General features: G+C 55.4%; 16 protein-coding genes. All 16 read left to right on the top strand.

The features are described 5' to 3' along the window. The first annotated feature begins 243 nt into the window (after positions 1–243). The 16 genes from rpsB (at position 244) to GCWU000341_RS05295 (ending at position 16673) form a co-directional block, all read left to right on the top strand. A complete protein-coding gene (gene rpsB, locus GCWU000341_RS05370) occupies positions 244–993 on the top strand; it encodes a 30S ribosomal protein S2 (protein WP_009214793.1) in 750 nt (249 codons plus the stop codon). Positions 994–1057: 64 nt separating this feature from the next. Beyond that, positions 1058–1990, top strand: a complete 933-nt coding sequence (gene tsf / locus GCWU000341_RS05365; RefSeq protein WP_040653702.1) for a translation elongation factor Ts — start codon at positions 1058–1060, stop codon at positions 1988–1990. A gap of 319 nt (positions 1991–2309) precedes the next feature. After that, entirely contained in the window at positions 2310–3473 is a 1164-nt protein-coding gene (locus GCWU000341_RS05360) for a M20 family metallopeptidase (protein WP_040653484.1), read from the top strand. Positions 3474–3841: 368 nt separating this feature from the next. Further along, complete coding sequence (locus GCWU000341_RS05355; RefSeq protein WP_040653483.1) at positions 3842–4999, top strand: sulfurtransferase; 1158 nt, start codon at positions 3842–3844, stop codon at positions 4997–4999. Positions 5000–5083: 84 nt separating this feature from the next. Further along, the gene (locus tag GCWU000341_RS05350) at positions 5084–5506 is read left to right on the top strand and encodes a hypothetical protein (protein WP_009214789.1); all 423 of its coding nucleotides are present in this window, start codon (positions 5084–5086) and stop codon (positions 5504–5506) included. Next, positions 5499–6200: a TVP38/TMEM64 family protein gene (locus GCWU000341_RS05345; protein ID WP_009214788.1), complete on the top strand. Its 702-nt coding sequence runs from the start codon at positions 5499–5501 to the stop codon at positions 6198–6200. Before GCWU000341_RS05350 ends, GCWU000341_RS05345 begins: the two co-directional genes overlap by 8 nt. Then, a complete protein-coding gene (locus GCWU000341_RS05340; RefSeq protein ID WP_009214787.1) occupies positions 6197–7171 on the top strand; it encodes a (Fe-S)-binding protein in 975 nt (324 codons plus the stop codon). The genes GCWU000341_RS05345 and GCWU000341_RS05340 overlap by 4 nt, the downstream gene beginning before the upstream one ends. Before the next feature lie 25 nt (positions 7172–7196). Continuing rightward, complete coding sequence (locus GCWU000341_RS05335; RefSeq protein WP_009214786.1) at positions 7197–8579, top strand: TIGR04283 family arsenosugar biosynthesis glycosyltransferase; 1383 nt, start codon at positions 7197–7199, stop codon at positions 8577–8579. An 80-nt stretch (positions 8580–8659) separates the two neighbouring features. After that, complete coding sequence (locus GCWU000341_RS05330) at positions 8660–9670, top strand: phosphotransferase family protein (protein ID WP_009214785.1); 1011 nt, start codon at positions 8660–8662, stop codon at positions 9668–9670. A 360-nt stretch (positions 9671–10030) separates the two neighbouring features. After that, the gene (locus GCWU000341_RS05325; protein WP_009214783.1) at positions 10031–10825 is read left to right on the top strand and encodes a rhodanese-like domain-containing protein; all 795 of its coding nucleotides are present in this window, start codon (positions 10031–10033) and stop codon (positions 10823–10825) included. Positions 10826–10936: 111 nt separating this feature from the next. Then, a complete protein-coding gene (locus GCWU000341_RS05320; protein WP_009214782.1) occupies positions 10937–11623 on the top strand; it encodes a TVP38/TMEM64 family protein in 687 nt (228 codons plus the stop codon). A 26-nt stretch (positions 11624–11649) separates the two neighbouring features. Further along, on the top strand, positions 11650–12975 hold the full coding sequence (locus GCWU000341_RS05315) for an ABC transporter substrate-binding protein (protein ID WP_009214781.1): 1326 nt from the start codon (positions 11650–11652) through the stop codon (positions 12973–12975). Between the two features lies 1 nt (position 12976). Beyond that, positions 12977–13834 (top strand): ABC transporter permease, encoded by an 858-nt coding sequence (locus tag GCWU000341_RS05310; protein ID WP_009214780.1) that lies wholly within the window; start codon positions 12977–12979, stop codon positions 13832–13834. Then, positions 13831–14628: an ABC transporter permease gene (locus GCWU000341_RS05305; RefSeq protein ID WP_009214779.1), complete on the top strand. Its 798-nt coding sequence runs from the start codon at positions 13831–13833 to the stop codon at positions 14626–14628. Before GCWU000341_RS05310 ends, GCWU000341_RS05305 begins: the two co-directional genes overlap by 4 nt. A gap of 70 nt (positions 14629–14698) precedes the next feature. Then, positions 14699–15811, top strand: coding sequence for an ABC transporter ATP-binding protein (locus GCWU000341_RS05300; protein WP_009214778.1), 1113 nt, complete (start codon positions 14699–14701; stop codon positions 15809–15811). Beyond that, positions 15780–16673, top strand: coding sequence for a nucleoside hydrolase (locus GCWU000341_RS05295; protein WP_009214777.1), 894 nt, complete (start codon positions 15780–15782; stop codon positions 16671–16673). The genes GCWU000341_RS05300 and GCWU000341_RS05295 overlap by 32 nt, the downstream gene beginning before the upstream one ends. The last annotated feature ends 18 nt before the right edge of the window (positions 16674–16691 follow it).

The raw sequence follows: 16691 nt of genomic DNA, 5'->3' as shown, positions 1-16691 counted from the left end.
GCGGTTTTCTTTGTCCTTTGATCGAAAAGGGAGAGGGAAGCCCGTCTTATCGATGCGGAAAATTCATGAGCTTTCGATGTTGAGAGGACAGCAGCCCGCTTTGACGGAGAAGGCGGAATCTTCTACAAAGACAGAACGGGGCGAAACGATGCACACCGGGCCGGGATCCGAAGGTGTCCCCTGAGGGGATGATGCCGGACAGCACAGAAGACCCGGTGGAAGTAAAACCAAGGAGGAAAAAAGATGAGTGCGATTGGAATGAAGCAGCTTCTCGAGGCGGGCGTACACTTCGGGCATCAGACCAGGAGATGGAATCCCAAGATGGCTCCGTACATCTATACGGAGAGGAACGGCATTCACATCATCGACCTGCAGAAGACCGTGAAGATGGTGGACGATGCCTACAATGCGATGGCGCAGATCGTCGCAAACGGAGGCACGGTGCTTTTCGTGGGGACGAAGAAGCAGGCGCAGGACGCGATCAAGGCGGAGGCCCTCCGCTGCGGCGAGTTCTACGTCAATGAGAGATGGCTCGGAGGCATGCTCACAAACTTTAAGACCATACGCTCCAGGATTCAGAGACTGAAGGAGATCGAGAAGATGTCCGAGGACGGCACCTTCGATGTCCTCCCGAAGAAGGAGGTCACGCTTCTTCGGAAGGAGTGGGGGAAGCTCGAGGCAAACCTCGGCGGAATCAAGGATATGAAGGCGGTTCCGGACGCGATCTTTGTCGTCGATCCGAAAAAGGAGAAGATCTGCGTGCAGGAGGCCCATGCCCTCGGCGTCACGCTTTTCGGCATCGCGGATACCAATGCGGATCCGGAGGAGCTCGACTATATCATCCCGGGAAATGACGATGCGATCCGCGCGATCAAGCTGATCGTCTCCAAGATGGCGGATGCCGTCATCGAGGCGAAGCAGGGCGATATGACGGAGGAGGAAGCGGCCGCAGCGGCAGAGGGAGATGAAAGCCTGGTCCCTGAAGCGGAATAAGAGCGGGCGAATAGACGGATTTTAATCTGCCGCCCGGCGGGGCGGCTTCGGAATGGAGGGGAAAATGGCTATTACAGCGGCAATGGTTAAGGACTTAAGAGAGCTCACCGGCGCGGGAATGATGGCCTGCAAGAAGGCTCTCGAGGCGGTCGCCGGCGATATGGATAAGGCGGTCGAGCATCTGAGAGAGCAGGGCCTGGCCGGAGCGGAGAAGAAGGCCGGAAGGATCGCCGCGGAGGGCGTTTCTTTTACGGCGCTTTCCGAGGACGGAAAGACGGGGGTTGTGGTCGAGGTGAACGCCGAGACCGATTTCGTCGCAAAGAACGAGAAATTCCAGAGCTTCGTGCGGGAGGTCGCCGCGCAGGCGCTGAAGACGAATGCCTCCGATATCGATGCCTTCCTCGCGGAGAAGTGGGAGCTCGATCCCGAAAAGACCGTCTCTCAGCAGCTCTCCGCGGAGATTTCCCTGATCGGAGAGAACATGCATATCCGCAGATTCCAAAAGCTTCATGAGGAAAACGGCTTTGTGCAGGACTATATCCATGCGGGCGGAAGAATCGCCGTGCTGCTCCAGGTAAAGAGCAGTCTCGTGAATGAGACGGTCCGGGAGATGGCGAGAAATATCGCGATGCAGATCGCGGCTTTGAAACCGAAGTATACCTCCCGGAAGGAGGTGGATCAGGCTTATCTCGATTCTGAAAAGGAGATCCTCCTCGCAGCGGCAAAGAACGAGAAGCCGAACGCCCCGGAGAAGGTGCTCCTCGGCATGGTCGAGGGACGGCTCAACAAGGAGCTGAAGGAGGTCTGTCTGCTGGATCAGGTCTATGTCCGGGCAGAGGACGGAAAGCAGACGGTCGGGCAGTACGTAGAATCCGTCAAAAAGGCGGAGAATGCGGAGATTTCGCTCGAGGGCTTCGTCCGCTATGAGACCGGAGAGGGACTGGAGAAGAAGCAGGAAAATTTCGCGGAGGAAGTCGCCGCACAGATGGGAAAGTAAGACTTTTTCCAAAGGAAAGAGGGAAGGAGCGCCGGAGCCCGGGAGGGTCCCGGCGTTTCTTCCCTTTTGTGACAGCTTCCGTCGGGAAAAGCCGTGAAGGGCAGCATCACGATAAGATAAAATACCAAATCGCCGAACACCGGGCAGGAAGACGGCCTGTTCACAGGTCGGAAAGGCAGCAGACCGGCTGAAATCAGCCGGGAGAATTCGGGTCCCCAGCGAAGAACTGAGTGCCGTCTTTTTGGGGACTAAAGCATTGACTCAGGAGCCCCTGCTCCGGAAAAGCCGGGGAGAGGGCGGGGAAGGAGGTAAGAATAGAATGGAAACGAAAGAGGATGTCATCAGGCTTTGTCAGAGGCTGGTAGAGATCGAGAGCACAAATCCCGGGATCGGGGAGGGCTATGTGGCAGGATATATCCGGCAGTTTCTTAAGGGGAAGCTCCCGAAGGAAGGGAGATTTCTCAGCCATGAAGTGGAGGAGGGACGCCCGATCGTGATGGCGGAGCTTCCCGGGAAAAGCATCCTTCCCCCGCTCGTCATCCTCTGCCATATGGATACAGTCCCGATCGCCTCCGGATGGACGAAGGAGCCGCTGGGGGGAAGGATCGAGGGAGGAAGACTCTACGGCCGGGGCTCCTGCGATATGAAGGGCGGCATGGCCTGCGCGCTCTCCGCCTTTCTCTCCGCCTGCGAAAGAGTGAGGACAGAGGGGCTTCCGACCCGCACGATCCGCTTCATCGGGACGATGGATGAGGAAGCGGATATGAAAGGGATCGAGAGCGCGGTCGAGCTTTCCTGGGTCGATGGAAGCTGCCTTGTCATGGATACGGAGCCAAGTCACGGGGAGATTCAGACCGCGCACAGGAGCCGCTGCTGGTACCGGTACCGGATGCACGGGAGGGCGGCGCATGCCAGTGAGCCGGAGAAGGGCGCCGATGCGATCTCCGCGATGGCCTATGCTCTCTGCTTTGCGAGAGAGGAGGTCGCGGCACTTCGGCCGGATGCCTTCTGCGGAGGCTCCCGGATCTGCTTCGGAGAGATCCGGGGAGGGATTCACCCCTACCAGGTCCCGGCGGACTGTGAGTGCTCTGTGGACATGAGGCTTTCTCCTCCCTATGATTTTGAAAAGGGAAGGGAGATCCTGGAGCACTCGGCAAAGAGGGCGGCGGAGAGGATTCCCGGAATCTCCTCTGAGATCATTCCCTGCGGCTACCGCCCCGCTGTCCCGCATCATCCGGACTCCGAGCTCCTTTCTCTCCTGCAAAGCTCCATCCGGGAATATACGGGAGAAGATGCCGTGGTCTCTCCCTTCCCAGGCTATACGGACAGCGCGGTCGTCGCCGGTCTCTGCGGGAATCAGAATACGCTTTCCTACGGACCGGGGAGCCTCGAGCAGGCCCACAGGCCGGACGAATATGTCGAGCTCTCGGAGCTTTTTCGCTGCGAGGCGGTCTTTCGCATCCTCTTAGGGAAATGCTTTTAGGGTAAGACGCTGCCTTTACTTTCCCCGCCGCTTTTCGTTTCGCCTGTCTGAAACGCTTGCTCTCGCTCCGACCGCGCTTTCCTGCATCGCGGAAGCAATATTAAAAACCGGATCTCTGAGCGCCGGTGCAAAAGACGGTCTGCCTTTTCGAAGACAGAGGCTCAGAAGGCTCGGATCTGTACCACAGTGCCGAAATTCCGGCTGAGAGACATATTTATAAGAAAGTAAAATAAGACAAGTATTTTATAGGGAAAATCGATTTTACAAACAGGGATAAAAATCTATAATTATGAGCATTGCGTGATTTCGAAGACGCGGTTTTTAAGCCCGTCTTCGAAGAGATCAGGAAAGACAGGAGACAGGAAAAGATGAAGAAATCAGTTTGCGGAATCCTCGCCTCCTCGCTCATCCTGGCAGGCATTCTTACGGCCTGCTCCGGAGGAGCGGTGGAGAGCAGCGCGGAAAAGGCAGAGACTGCGGCAAAGGCAGAGAGCTCGGAGACAGAGACGTCCGCAAAGACAGAGAGCAAAGAGGCGGAGAGCGAGAGCGGGAAGAGCGCGGAGGCGGAGAATACGGCCTCCTCGAAGGGTGCGGAGCAGGAAGTCTATGTCGGAGCGGATTATGTGAAGGACCTCCTCGACGGCAAGCTCCCGGAGTCAAAAGACTTTGTTCTTCTGGAGGCCGCCTGGGGCCCGGAGAAGGAGGACAAGGACTATCAGAAGGCCCATATCCCGGGGGCGGTCCACATGAATACCGACGATGTCGAGTCCGATAAGGACTGGAACTATCGGAGTCCGGAGGAGATCGGAAAGCTCATGAAGCGCTATGGGATCACAAAGGATACCACGGTGCTTGTCTACGGGAACAGTCCGGAAAATACGGCGGATGACAGAGTGGCCGTGATGCTGCTCTGGGCCGGTGTGAAAAATGTGAAGGATCTGTCCGGCGGGATCGATGCCTGGGAAAAGGCGGGATATGAGACGGAGACCAAGGCCAATGAGCCGAAGGGAACGGATCAGGACTTCGGTCTTACGATCCCGGCCCATCCGGAATATATCCTGAGCATCGATGAGGTGAAGGAGAAGTTAAAGGACGACCCGAAGTTTAAGCTGGTCAGCATTCGCTCAAAGGACGAGTTTCTGGGAAAGACCTCCGGCTACAGCTATATCGACCGGGCGGGGGAACCTCTTGGCGCGATCTGGGGCCATGATACGGATGATAAGTCCTATAACAATGCGGACGGCACGATTGCGGGGGTCGATACGCTGGAGAAATATCTCAAGGAATCCGGGGCCTCCTTGGAGGATAATGATATCGCGTTCTACTGCGGAACCGGCTGGAGAGCCTGCGTGCCCTTCCTGATCGCATATCAAAGCGGCTATCGGAATGTCTATCTCTATGACGGGGGCTGGTTCGTCTGGCAGATGGACAAGGACAATCCTGTACAGCTCGGAGAGCCGGGGAGCTCTGACTATAAGGAGGTCAAGGTCTCTGATCTCGCGACGGATAAGGCGAAGCTTTCCTAGAGCGGAGTCTGTCCGGAGAGAAGAGGGGGTTCCGCGGGGCGGAGCCCTCTTTTTCGCATACTGCTGTGAAGGGGGAGAGGTTTTATGAAACGATTTTTTCACTTTGTACTGAGGAGCATGCAGCTTCTCGTCCTGCTTTTTTTGCTTGTCATCCATTATTTTACGAAACGGAAGATGGGGATGGCGAGATATATGGTCTACATCGGGAGGAAGCTCAGAGCGGGGACCATGTTCGGCATTCCCGTCCTTTTCCTCCTCTTTTCGCTCCTCCTCCTTTTATCCCTTCTCCTTCTTTGCTTTTTCTGGCATAAGGGGGGAAGAGAGGGCGGATTTTTCCTTCGGAAGGGACTTTTTCTCTGGCTTTTGCCCCTTCTTTCCCTCTTTTATCTTATTTTTGCCAATTCCTCGGAGCAGAGAGATTTCTATGTCTTTATCCTGGGCTTCTCCCTGATCCTCTCCCTCCAGCTTCTCCTCTCTATGCTTTCTCCGGAGGTCAGACATGGATAAAAAGAATCGAAAGCTTTTGATCTTTCTCCTGATCGCGCTCCTTCTCTTTCTCCTGGATCATTTCTTTTCTCTTCGGCGCTATCTCTCTCTGGAGAGCTTAAAGGGTCTGCAGCAGCTCGCAAAGGAGCATCTTCTCCTGGCCTGCCTCATCTATATTCTGGCGATGTCCGCGGGATCCGTGCTGCTGGCCCTCCCGGGACTGAGCTTTGCGATTGCGGCGGGGCTTCTTTTCGGACCCGTACTCGGAACCGTGCTCTGCGCATTCTCCGCAAGCATCGGGGCAGTGCTGTCCTTTTTGCTCGGTCGGTATTTTCTGAAGGATAAGATCAAGCCCCTTGCCATGAAGAATCCATGGCTTCGAAAGTATCTCTTCGAGGATGTGGAAAAGAATGATTTCTTCCTCCTCATGATCACGCGCCTGGTCCCTCTTTTCCCCTTTAACCTGCAAAATTTCGCCTATGGTGTCACGGACATGAAGCTCTCGGTCTATGCGGTCGGCACCTTTCTCTTTATATTGCCGGGCACTGCGGTGTATACGACCGGAGCGGCGGGATTGGCCTCGGAGGAGCACAGAGTGAAGTATCTTTTGATCGCGGGGGGACTCCTGCTCTTTTCCCTTCTTCTGTCCTTCCTCTTCAAAAAATATTTCATGCGAAGCTCTGTGCAAAAAGAGGGGGAGAGGGAGGAGAGATGAAAAGACAGCTCGACGGATCAAAATGCATTCACTGCGGAAAGTGCAGCGAGAATTGCTCCTTTTTGAAAAAATATCATCTGGATATCGGGGATCATGAGCACCTGAGAGCGCTTTCCTATCACTGCTTTCTCTGCGGAGAATGCACGAGAGTCTGCCCGATCGGGATCGACGGGAGGCAGATCATCCTGAACATGAGGAAGGAGGAGGTGGAGAGAGCGCCCTACCGCCTGAAGCAAAAGGGCTACCTCCCCCTTCTCATCGAGAAGAAAAACTATATCTTTAAAAATTATCGCCGCGCCCGTTCCAAAAAGCTGCTTTTTCCGGGCTGCAATTTTCCCTCCTTTTTCCCGAAGACGATGGCGCTTCTCTCCAAACTTTTGAAAGAGAGAGCGGGAATGGATACCGTCTATGACTGCTGCGGGAAGCCGATCGCGGAGCTCGGGCTTTTTCGGGAGGAGGAAAAGATCCTGGAGCGGATGAACCGCTTCTTCGAACGGGAGGGAATAGAGGAGCTTGTGCTCCTCTGCCCGAACTGCTACTATCATTTCGGCCCCAGACTTTCCGTTAAGATCACGACGATCTATGAGAAGCTTTCGGAGCTCGGGGACTTCGGGAAGCTCAGGCTGGACGGGGAGATCTTCCTCCCTTGTCCGGATCGTGAAAAGAAGGAATGGATGAAATATTTAAGCCCTTTCCTCTCCGGGGAACTGCGTTATGTTTCGGATGTCCAGTGCTGCGGTCTCGGAGGCTGCGCCATCGTAAAGGAGCCGGAGCTGGCAAAGGGCATGGCAGAAAGGCTCGGCTCTCTCCACGGAGGGAAAATCTATACCTATTGCGGAACCTGTGCGGGGAATTTTGCGAGGAATGGAAACGGGGAGGTCCTGCATTTCCTGCCTCTGCTTCTGAAAAGCGGGGAGAGCGCGGACTTCCGACATTCCTGGACAAACCGCTTAAAAACCCGATTTTTGTAGAATTTTGTAAAAGGGGGGACTCTTTATGAGAGGAAGAAGGGACTGCGGGCTGATCCTTTTCACAAGACTTCCCGCAGCGGGAAGGACGAAGACCAGGCTCATGCCCTACTTCAGCGGGGAGCAGTGCCGGGAGCTCCATATTGCGATGCTGAAGGATCTTAAGGAGAGCCTGAAGAAATTAAAGGGCGTGGACATCTATCTGTATTTCCTTGGGGAGGAAGGGGAAGATCGGAAGAAGGAAGATCGGAAGAGAGCTCCGGAGTCCCTGAAAAGGATTTTCGGCTCCTCTTTCCGCTATCGGAGGCAAAGGGGAGAGAATCTCTTTGAGAGAATGGCCCTTTCGATGGAGGAGCTCTCGGAGGAGGGCTACCGGAGAATCGTTCTGATCGGAACGGATATCCCGGAGCTTCGCGCAAATGATGTCCGCCTCGCCTTTCAGCTTCTCTCGGAGTCCGACGCCGTCCTCGGCCCTACGGAGGACGGGGGATATTATCTGATCGGTGTAAGACAGCCCGGAAGAGAGCTTTTCCTTCCGGAATCCGGGGAGGGGAGCGTATTTTCTCGGACAAAGGCTGCCATCCTGCAAAGCGGCAGGACCGTCTCTTTTCTCCGGCATTGTCGGGATATTGACACGAAGGAAGACATCGCGGTCTATCGGGAGAGGATCCGCTCGGAGCCTGTTCTCAGGAGGAGTCACTGCGGGAGCTTCCTGCTTGAGAGTCTGAGCATCGCCGTCATTGTCCCCCTCTACAATGAGAGGAAGACGATCGATCGCCTTAAAAGAGAGCTCAGCGCCCTGAAGGGGAGCTGTGAGCTCATCCTTGTGGACGGGGGCAGCACGGACGGGACCTGGGAGGAGCTTAGAAAAGGGAAGGGATGGAAGCTCCTTCGGAGCGAAAAGGGGAGAGCGCGGCAGATGAATCTCGGGGCAGAAAAGACAAGCGCAGATGTGCTCTTCTTCCTCCACAGTGACAGCGAGCTTCCGCCGGATGTCCCGGGGGAGATCCGACGGGTCCTTGCGAGGACGAGTGCGGGCTGCTTCGGAATCGCCTTTCATTCCGCCTCCCCTCTCATGAAGATCTGTCAGTTCATCTCGAACCACCGGGTCTATGACCGGAGAGTCATGTTCGGGGATCAGGGGATCTTTCTCTACCGGACGCTCTTCGAGGAGCTCGGGGGATTTCCTCTCCTCCCGCTCATGGAGGACTATCAGCTTAGCCTGAATCTGAAGGAGAGGGGGATTTGTCCCTTGCTTTGCAAAAGGAGGATCTATACCAGCGAGCGGCGCTTCCGGGGGGACTTTTTCCGGAGGCTTCGTCTCATGTGGCAGATGAACCGGCTCCGAAAACGCTATCGGGACGGCGTGGATATCCGTGAGATTGCCGAGCGCTATCGGGATGTGCGCTGAAAATCGGAGCGCAGGTTTTTCCGGAAATACGGCATATTTTTTGTCTGTCTCGGTCTCGATACGGCGGGAAAGGAGGAGCTTTGCTTTATCCCTTTGAGAATTATCAGGAAGAGATTTATGAGCTTGTGAGGAGCAGGGATTACCGGGAGGCTTTGGGGCTCCCGGAGAGTGTTGAGGAGGAGTACCGCTTCCTTGCGGCCGGAGAGTACAATGCGAATCTTTGCTTTACGCACCCTGTCACGAGGAGGAAGCTTTTGCTCCGTCTGAACTACGGCTCCCAGATGCAGCTTTCGGATCAGATCGGCTATGAAGCAAGGGCACTCAGGATCCTTGAGAAGAGCGGCAGGACGCCGAAGCTTTGGTATGTGGACGGCTCAAAGCGCTTTCTCCCCCGGGGCATCCTGGTCATGGACTTCCTGCCGGGGCGCCCTCTGGATTACGGGAGAGATCTCCATAGCGCCGCGGAGATCCTCTCCGATATCCATGCTCTCCGAGTGGACAGAGACTCCGGGCTGCTCTGCCCGGAGGACAGCGTATCGGAGCTTCTCTTAGAATGCGGAAGGCTGCTTCTTCCCTATCGGGAGAAGGTAGGAGGGGAGAGCGCGGAGCGCATCCTTCAGCTTTACGAAAAGGCAGTGAGAGAGGCGGAGCGGGAGAGAATGCGGGAGGGGGCGCGCTCCATCATCAATACGGAGTTAAACTCCGGGAATTTTTTGATCAACTCCGCGCCGGAGCGCTCCTATCTGATCGACTGGGAGAAGCCGATCTACGGGCTTCCGGCGCAGGACCTCGGACATTTCCTCGCGCCCACCACAAGCTTTTGGAAGAGTGATGTGATTTTATCTTCGGAGGAGAGAGCGCGCTTTCTCTCACACTATATTTCGCTTTCCGAGGGAAGGTTTGACTGCGCTTATATCCGGGAGGACACGGAGCGCTTCCTCCGCTTAAACTGTATCCGGGGCCTCTGCTGGTGCGCCATGGCCTACACAAAGTACAGAGAGAGCGGTGGCGGGGAGAGCTTTGAAAAGATCAAGGCCTATCTGAGGGACCCCTTCCTGTCCTGTGTCGAAGAAATCTGGGTATCTGCATAAAACGGGACTGGGATCCGATGGATTTATAGCGTTATACGATAAGAGAAAGGGGGTATCGGAAACTATGATTGGAAAAAATCGGCAAGATGTGCTAAAAGATAAGTATCGGTAACGAGCTTCGTTACATTCAGATAGCTGTACGGATGTGTAACTTGCCCGCACATCGGTACAGAGATCTGATAAAATGACTATTCGGGCATTCTGTCCGGATAGCCTTTTTAGTGTAAAAGTCTCGGAACAGGACGGGATTTTACACTCTGCACAGGCGCCGTTTCTGCCGATCGGCAGGGCGCGGCCGGCTCTTGAGTGCCGGCGGAAATGTTTTGCCGTCCGGCAGGATGGCGGGAAAGAGGAGTCATTATGAAAAAAACCAGGAATCTGCTTCTTCTCATGGGAATTTTAGCTCTTGCGGCTGTCTCGACAAGCTGCGGGGAATCCGGAAAGGCTTCCTCGGGGACGACGGCAGCGGCGGCAGCTTCGGATCAGGGAGGATCGGAGGCGCAGGGAAAGACAGAGAAGGCAGGGGAAGAGAAGAGCTCTGAAGTAAAAACCATGTCCGGAGCGGATCTCCAGGCTCTGGAGGATGATAAGGATAAGAAGGAGACCGCGCTGGTCATCGATGTTCGCTCTCCGGAGGAGTATGCAGAGGGACACGTGAAGTTCGCGGTCAACATGCCGCTGGATACGCTGAAGGACCGGCTCGGAGAGCTCGAGCCCTGGAAGGACAAGACCTTGATCCTCTACTGCAATTCCGGGAAGAAGTCCGGCGAGGCCGCGAAGCTCCTCGCGGAAAACGGATTCAAGGATGTGAGGAATGCCGACGGGGTGAAGCAGTACGACTACAAGCTTGTGAAGTATGGCAATATTACCGGCGAAGAGCTCATGAAGAAAAAGGACGAGGCCGATCTCATCGTCGATGTGAGAGAGGCGAAGGACTATGAGAAGGATCACTTCGATAAGGCGGTCAATGTGAGCGTCGATAAGCTCTCCGATCTGGATTCGCTTCTTCCGGAGAATAAGGATGCTCTCATTCTGACGCACTGCTACTCCGGAAACCGCTCTCAGAAGGCAGCGGAGTATATCGCGGACAAGGGCTATACCAATGTCTGGAATACACTGGACGGAACCAAGGAAATGGAATACAGCTTCCATTGAGAACCGGGATTTCAGACAGAAATGATATTGCCTCCTTGCATTCGGGAGACCGAAGCGCGGAAACGCCTTCGGCCTCTCGAATCTGACAGGATGCCGTGAGAGAGAGTATTCATGAAGAAAAATAAAATGCAGTTTGGGCGCAGTATTTTCCTCGCCTTTTTGCTGATCCTGCTCCTCGCTTTTTTCCTGATTCCGAAACTAAGGGGCGGGGCGCTTTATATTGTGTCGATGTTCGCAACGGGGGATTTCACGGTGCTCCGTGATTTCGTGGCTTCTTATGGGGCCTATGCGGCTCTGATTTCCTTCCTCCTCATGATATTGCAGTCTGTGGCGGCACCTCTTCCCGCCTTCCTCCTCACCTTCGCGAATGCGAATCTCTTCGGCTGGTGGAGAGGAGCGATCCTCTCCTGGAGCAGCGCGATGGCGGGCGCTTCGCTTTGCTTTTTCATCGCGCGCCTGCTGGGAAGAGAAGCCGTGGTGAAGCTGACAAGCCGCTCCGGGCTTCAGAATATAGAGGAATTCTTTAAAAGGCATGGCAGGATGAGCATTCTGATTGCGCGCCTCCTGCCCTTTATCTCCTTCGATATCGTGAGCTACGCGGCGGGCCTCACCTCCATTTCCTTCTGGAGCTTCTTTGTCGCGACCGGGATCGGACAGCTCCCGGCGACAATCATCTACTCCTATGTGGGAGGCTTTCTGACCGGAGGAGCGAAGCTCTTCGTGACAGGACTCCTGATACTCTTTGCGCTCTCCTTCCTGATCATGCTCGGAAGACAGCTCTACAAAGAGCGACATTGATGGATTTTTAATGATGGGAGAAAAGTATGAAAAGAAAACAATTGGCATCCTTTCTTTTGTCCCTCCTTTTGGCGGCCTCTCTCGTATCCTGCGGGGGAAATGGCAGAGCGGGAGAGACGACGGCGGCAAAGAGCGGAAGTGAGAGTCAGAGCGGGGAGAGCTCAAAGCCGGGCGAAGAGAGCGGGAAGAGCGATGCGGCAGAGCAAAACGCCTCTTCGAACGAAAAGGACTATGCGGCACTTTTGGAAAAGGCCAGGGGCTCAGAGCTCAGTTTCTACGGCTGGGGAGGCGATGAGCGCCTGAACAACTGGCTGGACGGATATTTTTCGGACAGACTTAAGGAAAAGTATGATATTCGTCTGAAAAGGGTGGGGATGGATATCGAGACGATTTTAAGCCAGCTCTCCGGGGAGGTCGGCTCCGGGAAAAAGGACGGCTCGATCGATATGATCTGGATCAACGGGGAGAACTTCAAGACGGCAAAGGAAGGAAAGCTCCTCTACGGTCCCTTCGCCGAGGAACTCCCGAATTTCAAGAGCTATATCGACAGCGATGATCGGGAGACAAGCTACGACTTCGGCTTCCCGATCGAGGGCTACGAGGCCCCCTACGGGAAGGCGCAGCTCATCCTGTACAACGACAGCGCGGTGACGCCGGAGACGCCGAAAAATACGGAGGAGCTTCTCGCCTTTGCAAAGAAATACAAGGGAAAAGTGAGCTATCCCGCCCTTCCGGACTTCACCGGCTCCGCCTTTGTCCGGAATATCATCTACGATATCTGCGGCTACGAGCAGTTTCAGAATATGCCGGAGGATAAGGAAACCGTGCGAAAGGCGGTTGAGCCCGCCATGGAATATCTCAGAAGCTTAAATCCCTACCTCTGGAATGAGGGAAAGAGCTTTCCGGACAAGGAGCCGACGATGAAAAATATGTTCGCGGACGGGGAGCTCGTCATGGGCATGAGCTACGGCGCCTTCAGCGTTGCGACGAACATCGAAGACGGATCCTTCCCGGAGAGCACTCGAAGCTTCCAGTTCGAGAAGGGGACGATCGGAAACACGAATTACATTGCGATCGCCGAAAATTCTCAGCACAAGGAGGCAGCGGAGGTCGCGATCAACGAGATGATGTCTCCCGAGGTTCAGGCGGAGCGCTACAAGACCCTCCGCACGATCCCGGTCGTGGATTATCAGAAGCTTAACGCGGAGGAGAAGCAGCTCTTCGACTCTGTCGATGTGGGAAAGGGCGTCCTCTCCCAGGAGGAGCTTCTCTCGAAGCGTCTTCCGGAGATGCCGGCGGGACTGGTTCCGATCATAGAGGAAATCTGGGCGGAGGAGGTCCCGGGGAAATAGCATGAGGAAAAGGTGCTTTCCCTGGCTTTTGCTCCTGCCGCAGCTCTTTTTCGGGCTTCTCTTTCTGTCCGGAATCCTGCTCGGCCTCGGCTGGAGCTTCGGCCTCAGTCCGCTCCGGGGGGGAGTCGGTCTGACGCTTCGCTACTACGGGGAGATCTTCAGAAGGGCGGACACACTGCCGTCCATCCTTTACAGTGTGAAGACCTCCGCCCTGTCCGCGCTCTTTTCCGTATTGCTCGGAATCCTGATCGCCGCCTTCATGATCCGGAGCCGCTGGGACAGAGGAATCCTGCTCTCTGTCATAAAGCTTCCGATTCTTGTGCCCCATGTCATCACAGCGCTCTTTTTCATCAATACGATTTCGCAAAATGGTCTTCTCGCCCGGCTTTGCTTCCATTTTGGATGGATCCAAAGCCAGGGGGACTTCCCGCTCTTTGTCTATGACCGCTTTGGGATCGGGGTGATTCTCGCCTATCTCTGGAAGGAGGCTCCCTTTATCGCTTACTTTGTGCTCTCCCTTATGGCGGGGGTGAGCAGGCGGCTGGGAGAGGCGGCGGTCAATCTGGGGGCGACGGAGCGGAGAGCATTTTTTGAGATTACGCTGCCGCTCTGTCTTCCCACGATTTTCTCCGGCTTCCTGATCATTTTCACCTTTTCCCTCGGTGCCTATGAGCTCCCGGCACTGATGGGGGCGACGGTGCCGAAGGCTCTTCCGATCCTCGCCTATCAGGAATTCCAGAAGGACCTTTCGAACCGTCCCATTGCGCTTTCCTATAATGGGATTTTGATGGGACTTTCGCTTCTGTCCGCCCTGATCTATCGCTTCCTCCTCATGGGAGGAGAGAGGAGAGAGAAATGAGAAAAGCGTTCCTTATCCTCCTCTCTCTCCTCATACTGCTTCCGCTTTTCAGCCTCTTTTTCTGGGTCTTTACGGAGCGCTGGCCCTGGCCGAATATCCTGCCGAAGGATTTTTCCGAAAGAGCACTGAAAAGCACGATCGCCCGCGCCGGAGAGCTTGGGAATGTATTTTTCACGAGCATCCTTCTCTCGCTTTTGGCCTCCTTTTTCTCAGTCCTCATCGCGGTTCTGAGCGGAAGAGCCCTGGCCTTTTATGATTTTCCGGGGAAGCGCCTTATCTCCTCCCTCATGCTCCTCCCCTTTTTGGTCCCGAGCACGGTCTTTTCGATGGGGGCTCAGATCCTTTTCCTTAAGACAGCGCTCTACAGCAGCATCCCCGGTGTCCTGCTCTGCCATATCCTGTATTCTCTCCCCTATGCGAATATCCTTTTGAATGAGGGCACGAGGGCGCTCGGGGAGGGGCTGGAGGAGCAGGCGAGAGTGCTTGGGGCGGGTCCGGTCCGGGCCTTCTTCTCCGTGAGCCTGCCAAACCTCTTTCCTCTGCTCCTCTCGGCCTTTACCATGGCCTATGTCATCTCGATCAGTCAGTATTTTATGACGCTTTTGATCGGAGGGGGGAGAGTAAAGACCTTTTCCGTCGTCATGGTGCCGTATTTACAGAGCGGGGAGAGGAATTTCGCGGCTCTCTATGCGCTGATCTTTCTCCTTGTCACGACGCTGGTCTTCTTCATTTTCGAGGGGATCGCGCGGGCCTGTACCGGGGGGAGACGGGCGGAGCTCTTTTCGGATTACTGAGCCGCTGCTTCCTCCTTTTTCCGTAAAGAGGGCGGACCGCGTCTTTCATCTTTTTGGAAGAGGAGCGATTATGGGACTTTCCATTCGGGATCTGTGCTTTGGCTTTAAAGAGGAGGAGGTACTTCTCTCGCTCTCTCTTTCGGTAGAGAGCGGAGAGTTCATCTCTGTGCTCGGAAAGAGCGGCTGCGGGAAAAGTACGCTCTTAAAGGTAATCGCGGGACTTTTGAGACCGGAGTCCGGGGAGATCCTTCTGGACGGAGAGAATATCGCCGCACTTCCTCCCGAGAAGAGGGGGACGGTGATCGTATTTCAGGATTTAAGGCTTTTTCCGAACATGAATGTCTTTGAGAATATTGCCTTTCCGATGAAGCTTCGGAAGCTTTCGAGGGAGAAGATCCGGGAAAGGGCGGAGGAGCTTTTATCGCTGGTGGAGCTCCCGGGCCTTGGGAGGCGGAGGATACGGGAGCTCTCCGGGGGGCAGCAGCAGAGAGTCGCCCTTGCGAGAGCCCTGGCGGCGAAGCCGCGTCTTCTCCTTTTGGATGAGGCATTCTCCGGACTGGACGAGACGCTTCGGAGGGAGATGGGAGATTTCGTCCGAAGACTCCATGAGAAGAAGCGGATCACCACGCTTTTGATCACCCATCAAAAGGATGAGGCACTCCGTCTCTCCGATCGGATTGCCCTTATGAGCGGGGGAAGGATCCTTCAATACGACACGCCGGAGAGGATCTATCACTGCCCGAAAAGCCGGGAAGCGGCGTCCTTTCTGGGGGAGACGAATTACTTTCCCGGGGAGCTCCGGGGCGGAAGCTTTTTCTCCTCCCTCGGGGAAATTCCGCTTGGCTCAGGGGAGGAGGAGCGGGACGGGCGCTGTGAGCTGATGCTCCGCCCGCAGGAGATCGGAATCCGAGAGGGAGGGGATTCTATCCTTTTACGAAAAAGCTATGAGGGGGAGAGCTGGAAGCTCCTTTTGGAGAGAGAGGGGAGAAAGCTTCGGCTCAGCCTGAGCTCTTCGGAATATGAGGCTTTTTCCCGCTCCCGGGGGAGAGAGCCCGGAGAGGGAGAGCGCTTTGGGATTTTCCGGAGAGAGGGCTCAGGGCTTCCTGTCCTGCTTCCCCCGGAGACAGAGGGAGAGCCCGGGGAGGTTTTTCATGGGAAAGAGAAAGCTGGTGCTGGTTTTTGACAATACGATGGGCATTCCGCACTGCGATGTGGACGACGGGCTGGCCCTTCTCTATCTTCTCGGGAGGGAGGAGATCGAGATCCTCGGCCTTGTCGCCTGCTTCGGAAACAGCAGTACGGAGCAGGTCTATCGGAATACGGAGAAGCTCCTCGCAGAGATCGGAAGGAGGGACATCCCCCTCTTTCGGGGAGGAGAGAGGGCGGGGGATTATGAAAGCGAGGGGGCGGAGGCGCTCTCCTTCCTCGCAAAAAAGCATGAGGGGGAGCTGGAAATCCTCGCCACCGGCTGCCTCACGGATCTCTGCGGCGCATCGGAACGGAAAAAGGATTTCTTTCGCTCTCTTTCCTCGCTCACCATCATGGGAGGGATCACGGAGGAACTGATCTTTCGGAAAAAGAAGATGGAGGAGCTGAACCTCTCCGTGGACTATGAGGCGAGCCTCCGCACACTCTGCTCCTTTCCCGGGGCAGCCGTCCTGACGGGAAATCAGTGCAGAAAGGTCATATTCCCCCTGAAGGAATTTCAGGAGAGACTCTCCTCCTCAGAGCTTGGGAGGTATATCCTGAAGAAGAGCCTCCATTGGTTTATCGACAATGAGGAAATCTACGGGATACCGGGCTTTATCAACTGGGATGTGACAGCGGCGATCTATCTCGCAAGGCCGGAGCTTTTTTTCGATCACAGGGCCTCTTGCCGGCTTTGCGGGGAGGATCTTAAGCACGGTTTTCTCCGGCGGGCTTCCCCGGGGGAGAGCGGGAATGCAGTACTGAAGCTTCCGGAAATCAGGGAGGAAGGGGCCTTCCGGGAGGCTTTTTACAGTGGAATTTCCGCTTCCTTTTCGGAAAAATCCGTGCTAGACTAGAAACGTTTGAGTTTTGAA

The organism is Oribacterium sp. oral taxon 078 str. F0262 (assembly GCF_000160135.1).
Taxonomy (GTDB): Bacteria; Bacillota; Clostridia; order Lachnospirales; family Lachnospiraceae; genus Oribacterium.
The sequence above is the reverse complement of the archived record's forward strand: the minus strand, read 5'-3'. Positions and strand labels throughout refer to the sequence as shown.

What these genes read in the sequence shown, in the direction of transcription:
- GCWU000341_RS05355 (WP_040653483.1), top strand. Translation starts at nt 3,842, where the DNA reads ATGAAGAAATCAGTTTGCGGAATCCTCGCCTCCTCGCTCATCCTGGCA.
- GCWU000341_RS05310 (WP_009214780.1), top strand. Translation starts at nt 12,977, where the DNA reads ATGAGGAAAAGGTGCTTTCCCTGGCTTTTGCTCCTGCCGCAGCTCTTT.
- GCWU000341_RS05325 (WP_009214783.1), top strand. Translation starts at nt 10,031, where the DNA reads ATGAAAAAAACCAGGAATCTGCTTCTTCTCATGGGAATTTTAGCTCTT.
- GCWU000341_RS05300 (WP_009214778.1), top strand. Translation starts at nt 14,699, where the DNA reads ATGGGACTTTCCATTCGGGATCTGTGCTTTGGCTTTAAAGAGGAGGAG.
- GCWU000341_RS05335 (WP_009214786.1), top strand. Translation starts at nt 7,197, where the DNA reads ATGAGAGGAAGAAGGGACTGCGGGCTGATCCTTTTCACAAGACTTCCC.
- GCWU000341_RS05360 (WP_040653484.1), top strand. Translation starts at nt 2,310, where the DNA reads ATGGAAACGAAAGAGGATGTCATCAGGCTTTGTCAGAGGCTGGTAGAG.
- GCWU000341_RS05345 (WP_009214788.1), top strand. Translation starts at nt 5,499, where the DNA reads ATGGATAAAAAGAATCGAAAGCTTTTGATCTTTCTCCTGATCGCGCTC.
- GCWU000341_RS05315 (WP_009214781.1), top strand. Translation starts at nt 11,650, where the DNA reads ATGAAAAGAAAACAATTGGCATCCTTTCTTTTGTCCCTCCTTTTGGCG.
- rpsB (WP_009214793.1), top strand. Translation starts at nt 244, where the DNA reads ATGAGTGCGATTGGAATGAAGCAGCTTCTCGAGGCGGGCGTACACTTC.
- GCWU000341_RS05305 (WP_009214779.1), top strand. Translation starts at nt 13,831, where the DNA reads ATGAGAAAAGCGTTCCTTATCCTCCTCTCTCTCCTCATACTGCTTCCG.
- GCWU000341_RS05320 (WP_009214782.1), top strand. Translation starts at nt 10,937, where the DNA reads ATGAAGAAAAATAAAATGCAGTTTGGGCGCAGTATTTTCCTCGCCTTT.
- GCWU000341_RS05340 (WP_009214787.1), top strand. Translation starts at nt 6,197, where the DNA reads ATGAAAAGACAGCTCGACGGATCAAAATGCATTCACTGCGGAAAGTGC.
- GCWU000341_RS05295 (WP_009214777.1), top strand. Translation starts at nt 15,780, where the DNA reads ATGGGAAAGAGAAAGCTGGTGCTGGTTTTTGACAATACGATGGGCATT.
- tsf (WP_040653702.1), top strand. Translation starts at nt 1,058, where the DNA reads ATGGCTATTACAGCGGCAATGGTTAAGGACTTAAGAGAGCTCACCGGC.
- GCWU000341_RS05350 (WP_009214789.1), top strand. Translation starts at nt 5,084, where the DNA reads ATGAAACGATTTTTTCACTTTGTACTGAGGAGCATGCAGCTTCTCGTC.